Genomic DNA, 18,079 nt, shown 5'->3' on the forward strand with positions numbered 1-18,079 from the left:
GCCACGTCCCTCCCCCACGCCGGCGAGCAGATCCGCCAGCACATCGACCCGCACCTGGGACAGGGTCCGCCGATCACCACCGTCATCGGTGCCCCCGGCCCCTCACCCACCACGACCCGCACCGCACCAGGCCCGGAATCCAGCGAGCACCCGGGACCGGACGACGAACCTGAGCCGAACGACGAGCCGGGACCATCGGCCTGAGCGGTCACCTCCCGAGCGAGGGCAGACAACCGCGCATCGATCCGCCAGGCCACCGCGGCCGGAACCAGAGCCGACAACCTGGCCATCCCGTCGCGATCCGCCGTCACCCGCACGAACCGGTCCTCACGAGCCGCCGCGTGCCGCTCAGCGAACGACCGCGGATGACAGCGTTCCCGCACCTTGCGCGCCCGCGAGCGCAGCTGGGCGACCGTCTTCCCGCGTCGGGCCGCCTCGAGCAGCACCGTCTCCGTGACGTCGACGGCGTGGACGAGTGCTTCCCGGGCCTCGGGCTCGGAGCAGTGCGGCGGTCACCAGGCGGTCGAGCAGCGATGACGGGTCGACGACATCCGACGGTGCCCCCGTTGTGCCGGCGCCGGCAGCGACGCCGGCGCCGGGATCGGCAACCCACGGCGCGATCGCGTCCAGTCCCGGCAACGTCGCCGGTCCCGACCGCGTCTCGACCGAGGTGTCCTCCATGACCCCACTCAACCAGCCAACACCGACAGAACTCGGCTCACCACCGCGACGCCGGCGTCAGCCCCCCGACGCCCGGGCCCGCACTCCCGCAGCCCGCACTCCCGCGGCAGGCGCAGCCGTTCCGGCGGCAGGCGCAGCCTCGCCGAATGGGGGCACCTCCGCGCCGGGACCCACCCCGAGCACCTCCAGCAGCGCCCGCGCCTTCAGCTCCATCTCCGCCAGCTCCCGGGCCGGATCGGACAGCGCCGTGATGCCCCCGCCGACCCCGATCGTCGCCGTGTCCCCCTCGATCACCATGCTGCGGATCGTCATCGCCAGGTCCGCCCGCCCGTCCGCGCCGAAGTGCCCGAAGGCCCCCGCGTACCGCCCCCGGGGCCGCCGCTCCAGCGAGGACAGCAGCTCCATCGCCGCCTGCTTCGGCGCCCCCGTCATCGAGCCGGCCGGGAAGCAGGACCGGAGGGCGTCGACCGCGGACCGCCCGGGCAGCAGCCGCCCCTGCACGGTCGAGACCAGCTGGTGGACCTGGGCGTAGCTCTCCACCGCCCACAGCGACGAGACCGTCACCGACCCCACCGAGCACACCCGCTGCAGGTCGTTGCGCATCAGGTCGACGATCATGACGTTCTCCGCGCGCTCCTTCTCGTCCGCCGCCAGCTCCGCGGCCAGCCGCCGGTCCGCCTCCGGGGACGCCCCGCGCGGCCCGGTGCCCTTGATCGGCCGCGTCGTCACCAGCCCGGACGGGGTCACCTCGAGGAACCGCTCCGGGGAGGCGCTGACGAGACTGACACCGCCGATCCGTACGAATCCGCCGTGGTGGGTGGGACTGCGCCGGCGCAGCGCGAGGTATGCCCCCACCGGGTCGATCCGACCCCGGACCCGGTACTCCGTGGTCAGGCAGAGGACGTAGGCGAGCCCGTCCCGGATGGCAGCCTGCGCGGCGTGGATGTTCGCCAGGTACTCCGCGTCACTGTCGGCGCGGCGCACGTCGACCACCACCGGCGAGGACGGCGGGCGAACCCGCCCTCGCAGCCTGGCGAGCACCTGCCGCCCGAAGGAGTCGACGTCGACGTCGTCGGCCGTGAGCAGCTCGACCCGCCCGTCGGGGTGGACGGCGACCGCCCGGTCGGTGCGCAGGAACGACGCCGCGGGCGACGACGACGGCGGGTCCGTCGCGGCCGGCGCCCCCGGGTGCGGCTGCACCGTCTCGTGCCGCAGCTCGTAGTCGAGCCAGCCGACCAGCCCCAGCCGGAACGAGCTGTCGTCGGGGCCCGCAGGATGGGTGGATACGCCGAGCGCCGCGGACAGCCCCTCGAGCACCGCGCCGGGTGCCAGCGGGACGGGGTCCCCGGTGCCGAGATAGCTCGCCGTGTCCGTGCCGCCGTCGAGCCAGTACACGTCCGGGTGGTGGGCGGCGAACACGCGCGTGAAGACGGTCTCCGCATCGGCCCGCACGGGAAGCGGCGTGGTGCGCATGACGTCCTCCGCTGTCCTGACCGCCCGCCATGTCGGGAGCTGCACGATGTCGGGAGCGAGTGTATCCGGGATAAGGGCGGCGGGGTGCCCGGCCTCAACGCGGCCGGAACCAGCCGCGGGAGTGCCGGGGGCAACGGCCGGGTTCGTGCGTCGCGGCGCCGGCGCCGCCCTGCGCGGCGACCCGGGACAGCCACCGAAGCCGTCGGAAGCCCAGCAGGACCAGGAGGACGACGATGGCGGCCACCGCGCTCCACTGCGGGTCGGGGCCGCCGTCGGGCGGCTCGGTGTAGCCCCCGGCGTCCAGGCCGGCCGCCCGCTCGAAGTGGTTGCGCTCCAGCGGGAAGAACGCGTTGTCGACGCTGTAGAGCAGGGGCATCGTCAGCGGTCCGCCGATGGAGGTGAGGGTAGCCGCCTGGTCCACGTGCACGGACTCGTGACCCGCCAGGGCCTCCAGCTCCGCCCGGTCGACCGCGATGTTCGGCCCGAACCGGAGGTAGATGTCCTCCCTGCTGATGCCGAACCCGTTGCGCTCGGACGCGCGCCCCCCGTTCGCCACGGTGTCCCACGCGAGGAAGGTCTCCCCGATGACGGACCCGCCCGCGCTCGTGGCCGGGGGGCGCCAGAACAGGATCGGCTGACTGGACTGGCACTCGTCCATCCCCGCCACGCGACCGCCCGCCAGCGCGAGACCGCTCACGCCGGCCAGCACCACCCGCCGGGAGACGTCCCACGTCGGGTCGACGTCCAGCTGGACCTCGGGTTCGGGGACGGCCGCACCGTTGGCGTAGACGTGCACGTTGCACGGTGTCAGCGGGACGGCGGCGGCCTGCGCCCGCACGGCGGCGCCGGCCAGCAACAGGACCGCGCAGCACGGGATCACCACCGCGGCGATGCGGCCGTTCCGCGCGCACTGCCGGCAGTGCGCCGCCCGGCGGGCACGACGTCGGCGGACGGACGGGAGCAGCCAGATCGCGCCGAGAGCGCCCAGACACAGAAACAGGCCGACGCCGCGAGCCACCTCCCGGATCCCGCGCCCGACGGCAGTGCGCATGGGCTCAGCGTAGGAGCATCAGCCCTCCTCGCCCAGCGCCTTCCGCACCTCGGGCAGCACCTCGGTGGCCAGCAGCTCGATCGACCGCAGCGTCTCCGCCCACCGCGGGTCAGCTCCCCGAAGGTGAAGATGCCGATCTCGAAGGCGCTCACCGGGCCACCGGGGCGAGCGCCGTGGACAGCTCGGCGGCGAGGAAGGCGGTCAGGTCGCACAGTTCGCGGCCGTCGACGCCGTGCCCGAGGCCCGGGTACACCGGGTCGGTGACGGTGGTGTGGGCGTCCACCCAGGTGCGGGTGCGGGCGATCGCGGCGGAGGTGATGACCCCGTCGTCGGCGCCGCGGCCCCAGAACAGGGCCGGCCGGGCGTCGGCGAGCAGGGCGTCACCCGGTTGGGCCGCCGCCTGGACGAAGCCGCCGAGGATCGCGGGCGCGAGCACGCGCTCCGGCCGGGTCCGCAGCAGCTGGGAGGCCATCAGGCCGCCCTGGGAGAACCCGAGGGGCACGACGCGGGTGGTGGCGGGCACGGTCGCGTCGACCCACGCCCAGACGGCGTCGGTGGCCGCGGCGAGCGGCGCCGGGTCGGGGTCGCCGGGCCGGACGATGTCGAACCAGGCGTGCTGGCCGGCGTTCAGGGTGCCGGGCGCCCGCAGGGAGGCCCAGGGTATGCCCGGCGGCAGGACGGGCGCGAGCGCGGTGAGGTCCTGCTCGTTCGAGCCGTAGCCGTGCAGGAAGAGCGCGACGGCGGGAGCGTCGCCCGGGATGCCGGCCGGCGACGTGAGGGCGTGGAGGGTCATCGGCGCAGCAGATCCTCGGTCGAGGTGGCGGGCAGGCCGACCGTCACCTGGGTGCCCCAGGGGTCGTTGACGACGACGCTGGAGCCGGTGTCGGCGAAGGCCAGCCCCTTCGCGGTCAGCCGGGCGGTGAGCGCGTCGAGGTCCTCGCGGCCGGGCACGGTGACGGCGACGTCGCCCAGGCCCAGGCTGGCGGCGCGGGGACCGGCGCCCGCGCTGTTCCACGTGTTCATCGCGACGTGGTGGTGGTAGCCGCCGGCGGAGGCGAACAGGGCGCCGGGGTAGGCGGAGACGGTGGTCTCGAAGCCGAGGCCGTCGACGTAGAAGTCCTTCGCGGTGGCGACGTCGCCCACCTGCAGGTGGACGTGCCCGACGCGGCCGGCCCGGGTCGCGGCGTCGGCCAGAGTCGCGGCGTCGAGGTGGCGCTGCAGGTAGGCGTTCGGGTCCAGGTACAGGGTGGACATCTGCAGTTCCCCGTGGGCGTAGGTCCACTGCGACCGGTCGCGGTCGACGTAGAGCTCGATGCCGTTGCCCTCGGGGTCGGTGAAGTAGAAGGCCTCGCTGACCAGGTGATCGCTCGAGCCGAGGAACCGGCTGCGCTCGTCCGTGGCGGCGCGGTACACGGTCCCGGCGAGCGACGGCGCGTCGTCGAACAGGAACGCGGTGTGGAACAGCCCGGCCTGGCGGGGGTCGACGGCGGGCAGGTCCGGCGTCGCGATCAGCCGGACGAGCGGCGTGGTGCCGCGGCCGAGCACCCGGTGCACCTCGCGGCCGCGGGAGCGCTCCTCGATCGGCTCCAGGGCCAGGGCGTTCGCGTAGTAGGAGGACATGCCCTCGAGGTCGCCGACGCGCAGGGACACGGCGTCCATCGCGGTGGCGGCGTTCAGGGTGCGCCCATCGACGGCGGGCGTGACGGACGCGGGGGTGGTTGCGGTCTCGGTCATGACGACTTCTTTCGGGAGCGAGGTGGAGCAGGGCCCCGGGACCGGACGCGACATCGGACACGCCCGGACCACCGGGGAGGAGAAGATCCGCTGCTCAGCGGACCAAGCCGAAGCCGCCGGTCCAGGCGATCTTCTCGCCGGCCGCGAGCGTGAGCTGCAGGAAGCCGAGGGCCTCGAGCTCGTGCGCGCGCTTGAGCGAGCCGGCGTCGACGGCGCTGACCCCGCCGGCCTCGACCGCGGCGGCGAGGGCGCCCTTGGCGTCGGTGTCGTCACCGGCGATGAGCACGGTGGTCTGCAGATCGCCGACCTTCGTCGAGGCCAGGGTGGCCGCGAAGGTGGTGTTGAACGCCTTGAGCACGCGGCTGTTCGGCAGCTGCTGCTGGATCTGCTCGGTGGCCGACGAACCGGCCGGGACGACCAGCGCGTCGAAGGTCGAGAAATCGAGCGGATTGGTGATGTCGACCACGGTCTTGCCGGCGAGCTGGTCACCGTAGGCCGCGAGAATGCCGTCGACGGCCGGGTACGGCACGGCGAGCACGACGATGTCGCCCTCGACGGTGGCGCTGCCGGACTGCTCGTGGCTGATGTAGGCGACGCTGCTGCCGCCGTCGGCGAGGACGCCGCCGATCGCGTTCGCCATGGTGCCGGTTCCGATGATGGTGACGTTGGCCATGATGACTCTCCTTCGTGCCGCTGCCGGGTCCCGACGATCCGACTTGCTTGTAACTACAACCAATAACGCTAGTCCATTCCCGTTGTAGATACAACCTTTTGTTAGACTCGCCCTCATGGAGCCTCATCTCACCGACCCCGAGCGCGTCGCGATCGCCCGGCTCCACGCGTTGCTGGAGCTGCTGCCGACGGCCCTGGACAAGGAACTCGCACCCGCCGGGCTGACGTCCTTCGAGTACACGCTGCTGGAGTCGCTGCGGGAGGCCCCGCATCACCGGATGCGGCTGAGCGCCCTCGCCGCACGGACGAACGCCACCCTCCCCCGGCTCTCCCGCGTCGTCACCGGCCTGGAACGCAAGGGGCTGGTGGAACGGGCACCCTGCGCGGAGGACGGCCGCGCCACCAACGCCGTGCTCACCGCCGCGGGCGTGCGGGCGGAGGAGCAGAGCCGATCGCGTTATGCCTCCGCCGTCCGGCGGCTGATCCTCGACGGCCTCGGCGCCGGCGGCGTCGACCAGCTGGCCGACCTGTCCTACGGCATCCTGGCGAAGCTCGACCCCGAGGCCCGGATGACGACGACGGCGGCGGGACGCTCCTGCGCCGCCGACCCGGCGCCGGTGTGCGCCGCGGATCCGGCGCCCCTGCCCGCGGCGGTCTGACACTCCCCGGAGCCGGCCGCCGCGATGAGCACCCGATTTTGCCCCGTCGCGGACGCTCGATAGCGTGTGGGCCGCATCACCACCCCCGGTGATGCCGCGTGTTCCGGCGTCATTCCGCCGCGGAACGACGCCGCACACGAGAGAGAAGATCCTTGGTCGACACCACCGACGCCGCTCGCCTCACCCGCTCGGCAACGAGCCACGAGCCCCACCTCGCCCGCCAGCTCTCCAACCGGCACATCCAGCTCATCGCCATCGGCGGAGCGATCGGCACCGGCCTGTTCATGGGCTCGGGCAAGACCATCTCCGTTGCCGGGCCGAGCGTCATCTTCGTCTACATGATCATCGGCTTCATGCTGTTCTTCGTCATGCGGGCGATGGGCGAGCTGCTCCTCTCCAACACGCGATACAAGTCGTTCAGCGACTTCGCGGGGGATCTGCTGGGGCCGTGGGCGGGCTTCTTCACCGGCTGGACCTACTGGTTCTGCTGGGTGGTGACCGGGATCGCCGACGTCATCGCCATCGCCGGGTACGCCCGCGAGCTCGTCCCCGGCATCCCGCTGTGGATCCCCGGCGTCGCGACCATCGCCATCCTGCTGCTGCTGAACCTGCCGACGGTGCGGGCCTTCGGAGAGACCGAGTTCTGGTTCGCCTTGATCAAGATCGTCGCCATCGTCGCGCTGATCGTGACCGGCCTCGTCATGATCGTCACGGGCTTCCAGTCCGACGCCGGTCCCGCGTCGTTCACCAACCTGTGGAGCCACGGCGGATTCTTCCCGCACGAGTTCATGGGCTTCGTCGCCGGCTTCCAGATCGCGGTGTTCGCGTTCGTCGGCATCGAGCTGGTCGGCACGACGGCGGCCGAGGCGAAGGAGCCGGAGAAGACGCTGCCCCGCGCCATCAACGCCATCCCGGTCCGCGTGCTGCTGTTCTACGTCGGCGCCCTGGTGATCCTCATGTCCGTGACCCCGTGGACCGAGTTCCGTGCCGGGCACAGCCCGTTCATCGCCACGTTCTCCCTCGCCGGGCTGGGCATCGCCGCCACCGTGGTGAATCTCGTGGTGCTGACGTCGGCCATGTCCTCCGCCAACTCGGGCATCTACTCCACCTCGCGGATGGTGTTCGGCCTGGCCCAGGAGGGCGACGCCCCGGCGCTGTTCGGGAGGCTCTCGAACCGCCACGTGCCGCAGAACGCCCTGTTCCTCACCTGCGTGCTGCTGCTGTCCGGCATCGTGCTGCTGTATGCCGGCAAGGACGTCGGCGTCGCGTTCGACCTCGTCACCACCGTCTCGGCCGTGTGCTTCATGTTCGTCTGGTCGATCATCCTGGCGTCCTACCTGGTGTTCCGGAAGCGCCGTGCCCAGCTGCACCAGTCCTCTGCGTTCCGGATGCCCGGTGGACGCGTCATGGTCTGGGTGGTGTTCGCGTTCTTCGCCTTCGTGCTCTGGGCGCTGACGACCCAGCCGGACACGCTGACCGCCCTGGCGATCACCCCGGTCTGGTTCCTCGTCCTCGGCGCGGCCTGGCTCGTGCTGCGCCGCCGGCCCACCCACCAGGCCCGATTCGCGCAGTTCCAGGCGGAACTGGCGGAGGACCGGGAGGCGGCGGCCCGGGCGGACGCCTGAGCCGGGCCTGACTCACCCGCAGCCGAGCGGCCGCCGGAATATCCGGCGGCCGCTCGCCGCTTCACGGGGCGTGACCGACCCCCCATCCCTGCCTGACGCCCCCGCCGATGACCGCCTGCTCGACGTCGTCGTCATCGGTGCCGGGCAGGCCGGGCTGAGCGCGGCGCACCACCTGCTGCGCAGCGGGCTGCGCGCGTGGGACGACGTCGTCGTCCTCGATGCGAACGACGGACCCGGTGGCGCGTGGCGGCACCGGTGGGATTCCCTCACGCTCGGGGCCGCGCACGGCGTGCACGACCTGCCGGGCCTACCGCTGGGGACTCCGGATCCGGCAGAGCCGGCCAGTGGTGTGGTTGCCCGCTACTACGGCGCCTACGAGGACGCCTTCGCGCTGCCGGTGATCCGCCCGGTCGCCGTCGCGTCGGTGGCGTCCGCCGACGGCGGCTTCGCGGTGACCGCGCGTGACGGCCGTGTCTGGCGCACCCGGGCGGTGGTCAACGCGACCGGCACCTGGGACAGCCCCTACGTTCCGCACTATCCCGGCATCGAGAACTTCGGCGGCCGTCAGCTGCACACCCACGACTACACCGCGGCCACCGACTTCGCCGGTCGGCGCGTGCTCGTCGTCGGCGGCGGCACCTCCGCCGCCCAGTTCGTCCTCGACCTGGACCGCACCGGCGTCGAGACGGTGTGGACCACGCGGGGCGCGCCGCGCTGGACGGACCGGTCCTTCGATGCGGAGTGGGGCCGGGCCGTCGAGGCCTCCGTCTCCGCGCGCACCGTCCGCGGCCTCTCGCCCCACTCGGTGGTCGCCGCCACCGGCCTGCCGCTGACGGGCATGTACCCGCCGGCGATCGCGTCCGGCCTGTTGGTCAGCCGGGGGCCGCTGCTCCGGTTCACCCCGACGGGCGCGGTGCTGGCCGGCCCCGGCCCCGACGGGCACGGCTTCCCCTCCCAGGGGGCTGCGGACCGCCTGATCGACGACGACGTCCGCGCACGGGTACGCGCGCTGCCGGGACATGCGGTCGACGACGACGGCTGGGAGGTACCCGTCGACACGGTGCTCTGGGCCACGGGATTCCGGGCCTCGCTCGGCCACCTGAGTAGCCTCCACCTGCGCGAACCCGGTGGCGGCATCGTGATGGCGGCCGACGGCGTGACCATGACCAGGCAACCCGGTCTGTTCCTCGTCGGGTACGGTGCCTCGGCGTCCACGCTCGGGGCCACGCGCGCGGGCCGGAAAGCCGCCCGGGCCGCCGCGCGGTACGTGGCGGAGGAGGACGCCGTCTCGGCCTGAGATCCACCCGGACACAGGAAAGGCAGGAATTCCTCCCTGCCACTGTCAGGATATCGCCCACCCCGGGGCTTGCGGCAAGGCCCCCGGTTCGCGCGAGAATCTCCAGCCGTGAGCCCCGATCGGGGCTCGGAACGGGGTTTCTCATGACGGACGTCATCGTGGTCGGAGCCGGTCCGACCGGACTGATGCTGGCCGCCGAGCTGCGCCTGCACGGCGTGTCGACGCTGGTGCTCGACCGGGAGCCCGAGCCGACACCGTACGTGCGCGCGCTCGGCCTGCACGCGCGCAGCATCGAGATCCTGGACCAGCGCGGCCTGCTGGACCGCTTCCTCGAGCACGGTACGCGGCACCCGCTCTCGGGGTTCTTCGCCGGGATCTCCGGTCCGGCACCGACCGGCCTGGACACCGCGCACGGCTACGTGCTCGCCATCCCCCAGCCCGTCACGGACCGGCTGCTGGCCGAGCGCGCCGTCGAGCTCGGCGCCGACGTCCGGCGCGGCCTGGGGCTGGTCGGCCTGCGGCAGGACGACGACGGGGTGGAGGCGGAGCTGTCCGACGGCACGCGGGTGGCCGCCCGCTGGCTGGTCGGCTGCGACGGGGGCCGGAGCACGGTGCGACGGCTGATCGGCGCGGCCTTCCCCGGGGAACCGTCCCGGGTCGACACCCTGCTCGGGGAGATGGAGGTGACCGCGCCTGCGAAGGAGGTGGCCGACGTGACTGCGCGCGTCCGCCGCACCGAGTTCCGGTTCGGGTTGATGCCGGTGGGCGACGGTCTGCATCGCGTCATGGTGCCCGCTGCCGACGTGGCCGAGGACCGGGCCACCCCGCCGACCCTGGAGGAGGTCAAACGACAGCTGGTCGCCTACGGGGGCACCGACTTCGGGGTGCACGCACCGCGCTGGCTGTCCCGCTTCGGCGACGCCACCCGGCTCGCCGATCCCTACCGCGTCGGGCGGGTGCTGCTGGCCGGCGATGCCGCCCACATCCATCCGCCGGTCGGCGGACAGGGGCTCAGCCTCGGGGTGCAGGACGCGTTCAACCTGGGGTGGAAGCTCGCCGCCGACGTCGCCGGCTGGGCCCCGGAGGGGCTGGTGGACAGCTACGCGAACGAACGCCGGCCCGTCGCCTCGGACGTCCTGGAGAACACGCGCGCCCAGATGGTCCTCATCTCCTCCGGGCCGGGTCCGCGGGCGCTGCGCGGGCTGGTCGGCGAGCTGATGGAGATCGACGGGGTGACGCGTCGGCTGACCGAGATGATCACCGCCATCGATGTCCGGTACGACCTCGGCGACGGGCACCCGCTGGTCGGCCGGCGGCTGCGGGACGTCTCCCTGCGCTCGCACGGCCGGCTGTACGAGCTGATGCACGCCGGCCGCGGTCTGCTGCTGGACCAGACCGGCCACGCCACCGTGGACGGATGGGACGACCGCGTCGACCATGTCGTCGACCAGATCGTCGACACCGGCGACGAGCTGGACGCGCCGGCGGTGCTGTTGCGCCCGGACGGGCACGTGGGCTGGGTCGGGACCGACCCGGCGGACCTGCGGCGCCGGCTGCCGGACTGGTTCGGCGCGGCGGCGTCCTGAGTGCGCGGGAATGAGTACGCGGCCGTGCCCGCGACCGGGACCCCGGCGTGAGCCCGTCGGTTCCGCCCTCAGGCAGGGGGAAAAGACCGGGGCGCCCGGGCGGAACCGACGGACTCAGCGAGCAGCCCGGGCGGAACCGACGGACTCAGCGACGAGGGCGCGCCCAGCCGCAAACGAGCAACGACGCGCCGGCCAGCTAGCTATGCCCGCCGAGAGCTCACTCGACCTCGCCGATGTCCTCCGCCCACACCGCGGGGTACTCGGTCGCGAAGCGAGTCATGAGGTCGCGGCACTCCGGGTCGTCCAGCACGACGACGTCGACGCCGCGGGAGCGCATCCAGTCCAGCTCGCCACCGAACGTCGTCGCCTCCCCCACCACCACACGGCGGATGCCGAACTGGACGATCGCACCCGAGCACATGGCGCACGGCGCCAGCGTCGTGTAGAGGACGGCGTCGGCGTAGGAGCGGATCCGGCCGGCGGCGCGCAGGCAGTCGATCTCCCCGTGCGCGGTCGGATCGCCGTGTTGTACCCGCTGGTTGTGACCGGTGGCCACCAGCTCGCCGCCGAGGACGAGGGCGCCGCCGATGGGCACCCCTCCCTCGGCCAGGGACGCGGCGGCCGCCTCACGGGCGCGGGCGAAGTGCTCGAGGGAGTAGTCGAAGGCCATGGTCGTCAACCTATCGCGACGGCAACGGCTGGCAACCGCTGCCGTTCGCGATGCCGGAGTGCGACGCTGAGCACCGTCCCCATGCCCCCGTTCGAAGGAGAACACCGTGGCCGAGACCGAGCGCCCCTGGCAGGACACGTCCCTGTCCCCCCGCGACCGGGCCGAGAAGCTCGTCGCCGCCATGACGCTGGAGCAGAAGATCGCCCAGCTGCACGGCGCGATGGAGACCATCGACATCTACGCCCTGTCCAACGAGGCCGCGGCGAACGGCGAGGACCTGGAGCAGCTCGCCGCGCAGATCCGGATCGAACGCCACGTGGCCGGCATCGACGAGTTGGGCATCCCCCGGTTCCGGATCACCAACGGCCCGGTCGGCGTCGGGATGGGCGACGGCACCCCGAGCCCGAAGGCCACCTCCCTGCCCATGTCGATCGGCCTGGCCGCGGGGTTCGATCCCGAGCTCGCCCGCCAGTACGGCGACATCATCGGCTCCGAGACCGCCACCCTCGGCCAGCACGTGCTCGAGGGCCCCGGCGTCTGCCTGCACCGCACCACGATCGCCGGCCGGAACTTCGAGTACTTCTCCGAGGACCCCTACCTGTCCGGCGTGATGGGGGTCGAGGTGACGAAGGCGATCCAGGCGCACGACGTGATCGCCATGGCCAAGCACTTCGTGCTCAACGACCAGGAGTACGAGCGCTTCCGGGCCAGCGTCGAGGTGGACGAGCACGTGATGCGGGAGCTGTACCTGCTGCCGTTCGAGATGGTGGTCAAGGACGCGCAGCTTGCCGCGATCATGAGCTCCTACAACCGGATCCGCGGCGTCTACGCCACCGAGAACCGGCCCACCCTCACCGACATCCTGCGCACCGAGTGGGGCTTCACCGGCTACGTGCAGTCCGACTTCTGGTCCTGCCGGTCCGCCGCCCCATCCCTGAACGCCGGCATGGACCACGAGATGCCCGACGCCAAGTGGCTCAACGAGGACAACGTCAAGGCCGCGCTGAACGACACCAGCCTGGAGATCGCCACCGTCGACCGGGCCCTGGTCCGTCGCTACACGCAGATGTTCCGCTTCGGCCAGTTCGAGCGGCCCTACGAGCCCGGCGAGATCGACGCGGCCGCCCACGGGGCCGTCGCGCGGCGGATCGGCGGCCAGATCGCCGTGCTGTTGAAGAACGACGGCGGCTTGCTGCCGCTGGACCCGAACGCCGGGACGATCGCCGTCATCGGGCAGGCCAAGTACGTCGACGAGGCGTGCCTGGGCGGCGGCGGTTCCTCCAAGGTCGACCCGCTCTACACCGTGCCCCCGCTGGACGGGCTGCGCGACGTGCTCGCGGACCTCGGGGGTTCCGCCACCGTCACCTCCGTGACGGTTGCCGACGACCTGGCGAACCTGGAGGAGGCGAAGCGGGCCGCGGCCGACGCCGACGTCGTCGTCCTGATGGCCGGCCTGATCGCCACCGAGGGCGCGGACCAGGCCGACGCCCACCTGCTGAATGACCAGGACCGGATGCTCGCCGAGCTGCTGCCGGTCAACGCGCGCACCGTCGTCGTGCTCAAGGACAGCAACCCCGTGCTGATGCCGTGGATCGACGCCGCGCCCGCCGTGCTCGAGGCCTGGAACCAGGGCGCCGAGGACGGGCACGTCGTCGGCGACCTGCTGTTCGGCGTCGTCAACCCGTCCGGCAAGATGCCGACGACGGCCCCGCGCTCGGCGGACGACACCCTGTACGCGAACGACCCGCAGCGCTACCCCGGCACCGACGAGGGCGACGGGTACCCGGTGATCCGCTACTCCGAGGGCCTGGAGATGGGCTACCGCTGGTTCCAGGGGCAGGGCATCGAGCCGCTGTTCGGCTTCGGGCACGGCCTCTCGTACACGACGTTCGACGTCGCCGACGTGGCCGTGGATGCCCCCGACGGCGTGCGGGCGCCCGTCATGGTGACCGCGTCCGTGACCAACACCGGCCCGGTCGCCGGCGCCGAGGTCGTGCAGGTGTACCTCGGGGTGCCCGCCGACGGACAGCCCCCGAAGCGGCTCGTCGGGTTCGCCAAGGTGGCCGTCGAGCCCGGCGCCACCGAGCGGGTCAGCATGGTCATCGACCCGGACGCGACGAACCACCCGTTCGCCGTCTGGGACTACGCCACGCGGTCCTTCGCGCCGGTGGCCGGCGACTACACCGTGTACGTCGGCACCTCCGCGGCGAACACGCCGCACACGGTCACCATCAGCGCCGGCTGAGTCGCCCGCGCTCCGATCGGCCGGGGCGGTTCCGTCGTCGCCCCGCAGGGGTCACAGTGGACCCATGGACACGTGGGACGTGGTCGTCGTCGGCGGGGGCGCCGCCGGGCTCTCGGCGGCGCAGATGCTCGGACGGGCGCGGCGGCGGGTGGTCGTGGTGGACGCCGGCCGCCCGCGCAACCGCTTCGCCGGTCACATGCACGGGGTGCTGGGGAACGACGGGGTGGCGCCCGCGGACCTGCTCGCGCGCGGCCGGGACGAGGTGCGACGGTACGGCGTCGAGGTGCGCACGGGCGTCGTGGCCCGCGTCGACCCGGCGCCCGGCGATCACCCCGACGCCGGCGTCGAGGTGATCCTCGAGGACGGTTCCGTCGTGACCGCCCGCGAGCTGATCGTCGCGACCGGGATGACCGACCGGCTGCCCGACATCCCGGGCCTGGCCGAACGCTGGGGCACCGGCGTCCTGCACTGCCCGTACTGCCACGGCTGGGAGGTCCGCGACCAGCGGCTCGGCGTGCTCACCACCTCGCCGGTCGGGGTGCACCAGGCGCAGCTGGTGCGTCAGTGGAGCGACGACGTCGTCGTCTTCACCGCCGGGCTCGGGGCCATCGCCCGCGCCGTCGCCGGTCGGCTGCGGTCGCGCGGCATCGAGGTCGTGGATGTGCCCGTCGTCGAGGTGCTGGGCAAGGGAGCGGCCGTGACCGGGGCGCGCACCGCCGACGGTGCCGTCGTGACCCTCGACGCGCTCTTCACCACGAGTACCGCCGACCCCCACGACGGCTTCCTCGACCATCTCGGACTGGACCGCACCGAGACGGCGACCGTCAGGGTGCTCGCGGTCCGAGCCGGGGGCCGGACGAGCGCAGCGCACATCTGGGCGGTCGGGAACGTGGTGAACCCGGCGGCGACGGTTCCGGTGGCGATGGGCGACGGCGCCGCGACGGGCAGCGCGGTGAACATGGCGCTGGTGCTGGCCGACTTCCACGCCGCCGGCGCGCACCCGCACCCCGCCCGGATCCCCGATCGCTGAGCCGGGTCATCGCTCCCGGATGATCGTCGCCAGCCACGCGGGCACCCCGGTCTCCGCGAACGTCGTCAGGAGACGCTCCGGCTCGATGCTCGTGACGCTCCATCCGGCGTCCGCCGAGAACGCCTCCTCCAGCTCGCGGCGCGAGACCGGGTGCGGGCCCTGGGCGCGGATGGCCTCGCTGAAGCACAGCACGAACACGCGGCCGCCCGGTTCGGTGACGGCCGCGAGCGAGGCCACGTAGGCCGGCCGCTCCTCGGCGTCGAAGGTGTGGAAGAGCCCGCAGTCCAGCACGGTCGCGAAGGTCCGGCCGAGGCGGCCGAGGTCCAGCGCGTCGGCGGTCGCGAACTCGGCGTCCAGCCCGCGCTCGTGGGCCTTCTCGCGGGCTCGCGCCAGGGCGGTCTCGGCGACGTCGACGCCGAGCACGGGCAGCCCGACGGACGCGGCGAGCAGGGCGTGCTCCCCGGTGCCGCACCCGGCGTCGAGCACCGGTCCGGTGAAGGCGCCGGCGGCCGCCAGACGCTCGAACGCCGGTTGGGGTCGGCCGATGTCCCACGGCGCGGGGTCGGTCCCGCGGTAGGACGCGTCCCACGTCGCCCCGGTCAGGCGCTCGTGACTGGTCGGCGTCCGCCCGGCCGATGGTTCCCTCGTCATGCCCCGATGCTGCCACCGGGACACCACAGCGTCGAGAGATGTCACCGCGGCTCGTCTTCGGCTTCGACGACGCGCAGCGGACGGCGCGAGCGGCGGGCAGAGGCTAGTGTTCCTCCCCCGCGATGATCTGCCGGATCAGCTCGATGTCGGCCTTGGGGCGACGGTGCTCGTCGAGCAGGCCGTTGGTCTCCTGCAGCGTGTCCGTCAGCTGCGTCCAGCAGAACCCGGCGAGACCGGTCGAGTCGTGGACGGCGCCGACGAGGTCGCGCAGCCGGGCGAGGAACGCCTCCTCGTCGGTCACCGCGCCGTAGCCCTCCCAGTCCCCGGCCGACGTGTGGAAGCCGATGCCGCCGAACTCCGAGAGCACCACCGGAAGCCCGGCCGCGGCGTCGGCGTCGAGCATCAGCCGCCGGCCCCCGGGCCGCTCGTGGGCCAGGGTGGCGGCGACGGCGTCGCGCGTGCCGTACCGCGCCCGGAGCACCGCGCCGTCGTGCGTGTAGTCGTGGACCCCGACGACGTCGCCCGCCACCCATTCCCAGCCGTCGTTGCCGACCACGGGGCGCGACGGGTCGAGCGCCGTGAGCAGCCCGGTGATCCCGCGGACCGCGTTCTGCTGGGACGCGTCCGCGGCGACGTCGGGCACGCCCCAGCTCTCGTTGAACGCGACCCACGCGACGATCGACGGATGGGAGGCGTCGCGGGCGACGACCTGCATCCACTCGCGGGTGGTCGCCTCCAGTGCGCGGGCCGTGAAGCGGTACGCGGCCGGCGCGTCGGCCCAGACGAGCACGCCGAGCCGGTCGCACCAGTGCAGGAAGCGCGGGTCGGCGACGGTCTGGTGCATCCGGATGCCCGTGAAGCCGAGTGCCTTCACCAGCTCCACCTCCCGCCGGATCGCGTCGTCGTCCGGGGCGGCCAGGTGGGACCGCGGCCAGTACGCCTGCTCGAGCACCAGCCGCAGGACGCACGGCCGCCCGTTGAGCAGGAACCGCCCGTCCTCGACGGCCACGGTGCGCAGGCCGACGTACGAGCGGGCGGTATCGACCCGCTGCTCACCACGCCACAGGGTCAGCTCGACGTCGATCAGCGTCGGCCGGTCCGGGCCCCACAGCAGCCGGTCCGGCTCGGTGTCGAACCGGGCGTCGCTCAGCAGGAACGGCAGCGTCACCCGGTCGCCGGTCACCGCGTGCCGGGAACGCGCCAGCACCTCGCCGTCGAGGCGGAAGACCACCTCCAGTTCCCGGTCCGGGGACAGCCGCGCCCCCGTGACGGTCGCGTCCAGCGTCACCGCGCCGGGTTGCGCGCCGGGCGTCCAGCGCAGCCCGTCCAGGCGCGTCGCCGGCACCGATTCCGCCCACACGCCACGCCAGAGTCCCGAGGTGCGCCGGTACCAGATGACGTGGGGCTCCTCCTGCCAGTCCTGCTTGCCACGCGGCTGCTCGAGGTCGTGGGGGTCGTCGACGGCGCGGACGACGACGGTCTGGGCCGCGCCGTCGCCGAGCGCGTGCGTGATGTCGAGGGCGAAGCCGACGTGGCCGCCGTCGTGCGCTCCGACGTGCACGCCGTTCACCCACACGTCGGCGTGGTGGTCGACCGCGGTGACGTGCAGCAGCACGCGATCGCCCGGGCCGGCGGGCGCCAGGTCGGCGGTGCGGCGGTACCAGAGGATCGCGTGGCCGTCCTCGTGCACGCCGGACAGCTCGGACTCCGGCGGGAACGGCACCCGGATCGTGCGGTCGAACGGCACGGCCTCCGGCCCGGCGCGCCACCACCCGTCGTCGAGGCCCGCGTCGTCGTCGTCGAAGCGGAACTCCCAGTCACCGTCGAGGTCGACCCAGGTCTCCCGGCTCAGCAGCGGGCGGGGGTGAAGGCGCGTCATGGGACGATCCTCGCAGGTGGGTCGCGCGGTCGATCAGACCGGTTGCTCATCCCCCGCGGTCCCGGGAAGGCCCGCCTCCTCCGCCAGGATCGGGGCGGCGGTGGTCACGGCGTGGATGCCGATGACGCTGGCGATCTCCATCACCTCGAGGATCTCCTGGGGCGTCGCGCCGTAGCCGAGGGCATTCTCGATGTGGAGTTTGAGCCCCTTGACGTACAGGTGCGTGGCCGCGGTGTCGAAGGCGATGTAGACGAATTCCCGCACCTTCGGGTCGAGCGTGCCGGTACGCCACGGCACGGAGGAGAACTCCGTGTAGGCGGCGAAGATCTCCGGATCGAGCTCGAGCATCTCGTCCCAGAACGCGTGCCAGTAGCCGCGGGTCCGGGTGAACTCGGCCTTGATCCGCTCCTGCTCGGCGGACAGCGGCGCCGGGCCGGAGCGCAGCCCCTTCTCCTCCAGCACCTCGACGAGGATCGGGACGCCGATGTTCATCGCGTGGATGCCGAGGGTGGCGGTGCACTCGAGCACCTCCATGATCTCCTGCTTCGTCGCGCCGAGGGCGAGGGCGGCCTTGATGTGCTGACGGATGCCCGGCTCGTAGAGGTGGGTGGCCGCGGCGTCGACGGCGATGTAGAGGAACTCCTTGGTCTTCGCGTCCAGGTGGTTCTTGCGCCAGGGGACGGCCGAGAACTCCAGGTAGGCGCGGAGGAACTCGGGGTCGAGCCGCAGCATGGCCTCCCAGGAGTCTCCCCAGGTGCCGCGCACGGCGATGAACTCGTTCTTCAGATGCTGCTGATCGGCGGTCAATGCCATGTCGTCTCCTCGT

General features: G+C 72.9%; 15 protein-coding genes and 2 pseudogenes. 7 read left to right on the forward strand and 10 right to left on the reverse strand.

Annotation, left to right across the window (positions count from 1 at the left end):
- Positions 1–204: pseudogene (locus IEX22_RS15890) on the forward strand (hypothetical protein); the annotation flags it as partial.
- A gap of 50 nt (positions 205–254) precedes the next feature.
- Here IEX22_RS15890 and IEX22_RS16115 read toward each other — a convergent pair.
- The 6 genes and pseudogenes from IEX22_RS16115 to IEX22_RS12245 form a co-directional block, all read right to left on the reverse strand.
- Positions 255–446: pseudogene (locus tag IEX22_RS16115) on the reverse strand (hypothetical protein); the annotation flags it as partial.
- A gap of 292 nt (positions 447–738) precedes the next feature.
- Complete coding sequence (locus tag IEX22_RS12225; RefSeq protein ID WP_188668697.1) at positions 739–2,154, reverse strand: anthranilate synthase component I family protein; 1,416 nt, start codon at positions 2,152–2,154, stop codon at positions 739–741.
- A 94-nt stretch (positions 2,155–2,248) separates the two neighbouring features.
- Positions 2,249–3,205: a hypothetical protein gene (locus IEX22_RS12230; RefSeq protein WP_188668698.1), complete on the reverse strand. Its 957-nt coding sequence runs from the start codon at positions 3,203–3,205 to the stop codon at positions 2,249–2,251.
- Between the two features lie 148 nt (positions 3,206–3,353).
- Entirely contained in the window at positions 3,354–3,998 is a 645-nt protein-coding gene (locus tag IEX22_RS12235; RefSeq protein WP_188668699.1) for an alpha/beta hydrolase, read from the reverse strand.
- Positions 3,995–4,939, reverse strand: a complete 945-nt coding sequence (locus IEX22_RS12240; RefSeq protein ID WP_188668700.1) for a VOC family protein — start codon at positions 4,937–4,939, stop codon at positions 3,995–3,997. The genes IEX22_RS12235 and IEX22_RS12240 overlap by 4 nt, the downstream gene beginning before the upstream one ends.
- 94 nt (positions 4,940–5,033) lie before the next feature.
- Positions 5,034–5,612 (reverse strand): NADPH-dependent F420 reductase, encoded by a 579-nt coding sequence (locus tag IEX22_RS12245; RefSeq protein WP_188668701.1) that lies wholly within the window; start codon positions 5,610–5,612, stop codon positions 5,034–5,036.
- 115 nt (positions 5,613–5,727) lie between these two features.
- Here IEX22_RS12245 and IEX22_RS12250 point away from each other — a divergent pair, with 115 nt between their 5' ends.
- The 4 genes from IEX22_RS12250 to rox all read left to right on the forward strand — a co-directional run bounded on the left by IEX22_RS12250 (position 5,728) and on the right by rox (position 10,778).
- Complete coding sequence (locus IEX22_RS12250; protein WP_188668702.1) at positions 5,728–6,270, forward strand: MarR family winged helix-turn-helix transcriptional regulator; 543 nt, start codon at positions 5,728–5,730, stop codon at positions 6,268–6,270.
- Between the two features lie 152 nt (positions 6,271–6,422).
- The gene (locus tag IEX22_RS12255) at positions 6,423–7,895 is read left to right on the forward strand and encodes an amino acid permease (protein WP_188668703.1); all 1,473 of its coding nucleotides are present in this window, start codon (positions 6,423–6,425) and stop codon (positions 7,893–7,895) included.
- Positions 7,896–7,965: 70 nt separating this feature from the next.
- The gene (locus IEX22_RS12260; protein ID WP_229660007.1) at positions 7,966–9,192 is read left to right on the forward strand and encodes an FAD-dependent oxidoreductase; all 1,227 of its coding nucleotides are present in this window, start codon (positions 7,966–7,968) and stop codon (positions 9,190–9,192) included.
- Between the two features lie 143 nt (positions 9,193–9,335).
- Positions 9,336–10,778: a rifampin monooxygenase gene (gene rox / locus IEX22_RS12265; protein WP_188668704.1), complete on the forward strand. Its 1,443-nt coding sequence runs from the start codon at positions 9,336–9,338 to the stop codon at positions 10,776–10,778.
- Between the two features lie 217 nt (positions 10,779–10,995).
- Here the strand turns inward: rox and IEX22_RS12270 are convergent, their stop codons facing one another.
- Entirely contained in the window at positions 10,996–11,448 is a 453-nt protein-coding gene (locus IEX22_RS12270; protein WP_188668705.1) for a nucleoside deaminase, read from the reverse strand.
- 106 nt (positions 11,449–11,554) lie between these two features.
- Between IEX22_RS12270 and IEX22_RS12275 the strand changes: the two genes are divergently transcribed.
- Positions 11,555–13,693: a beta-glucosidase gene (locus IEX22_RS12275; protein WP_229660008.1), complete on the forward strand. Its 2,139-nt coding sequence runs from the start codon at positions 11,555–11,557 to the stop codon at positions 13,691–13,693.
- 64 nt (positions 13,694–13,757) lie between these two features.
- Complete coding sequence (locus tag IEX22_RS12280) at positions 13,758–14,723, forward strand: NAD(P)/FAD-dependent oxidoreductase (RefSeq protein ID WP_188668706.1); 966 nt, start codon at positions 13,758–13,760, stop codon at positions 14,721–14,723.
- Between the two features lie 6 nt (positions 14,724–14,729).
- Here IEX22_RS12280 and IEX22_RS12285 read toward each other — a convergent pair whose 3' ends face one another.
- From IEX22_RS12285 to IEX22_RS12295, 3 genes are all read right to left on the reverse strand, one after another.
- Entirely contained in the window at positions 14,730–15,374 is a 645-nt protein-coding gene (locus tag IEX22_RS12285) for a class I SAM-dependent methyltransferase (RefSeq protein WP_188668707.1), read from the reverse strand.
- A gap of 103 nt (positions 15,375–15,477) precedes the next feature.
- A complete protein-coding gene (locus IEX22_RS12290) occupies positions 15,478–17,253 on the reverse strand; it encodes a glycoside hydrolase family 2 TIM barrel-domain containing protein (RefSeq protein ID WP_188668708.1) in 1,776 nt (591 codons plus the stop codon).
- Between the two features lie 33 nt (positions 17,254–17,286).
- Positions 17,287–18,066, reverse strand: coding sequence for a carboxymuconolactone decarboxylase family protein (locus tag IEX22_RS12295; RefSeq protein WP_188668709.1), 780 nt, complete (start codon positions 18,064–18,066; stop codon positions 17,287–17,289).
- Positions 18,067–18,079 lie beyond the last annotated feature (13 nt).

The organism is Tersicoccus solisilvae (genome assembly GCF_014643255.1).
GTDB lineage: Bacteria > Actinomycetota > Actinomycetes > Actinomycetales > Micrococcaceae > Tersicoccus > Tersicoccus solisilvae.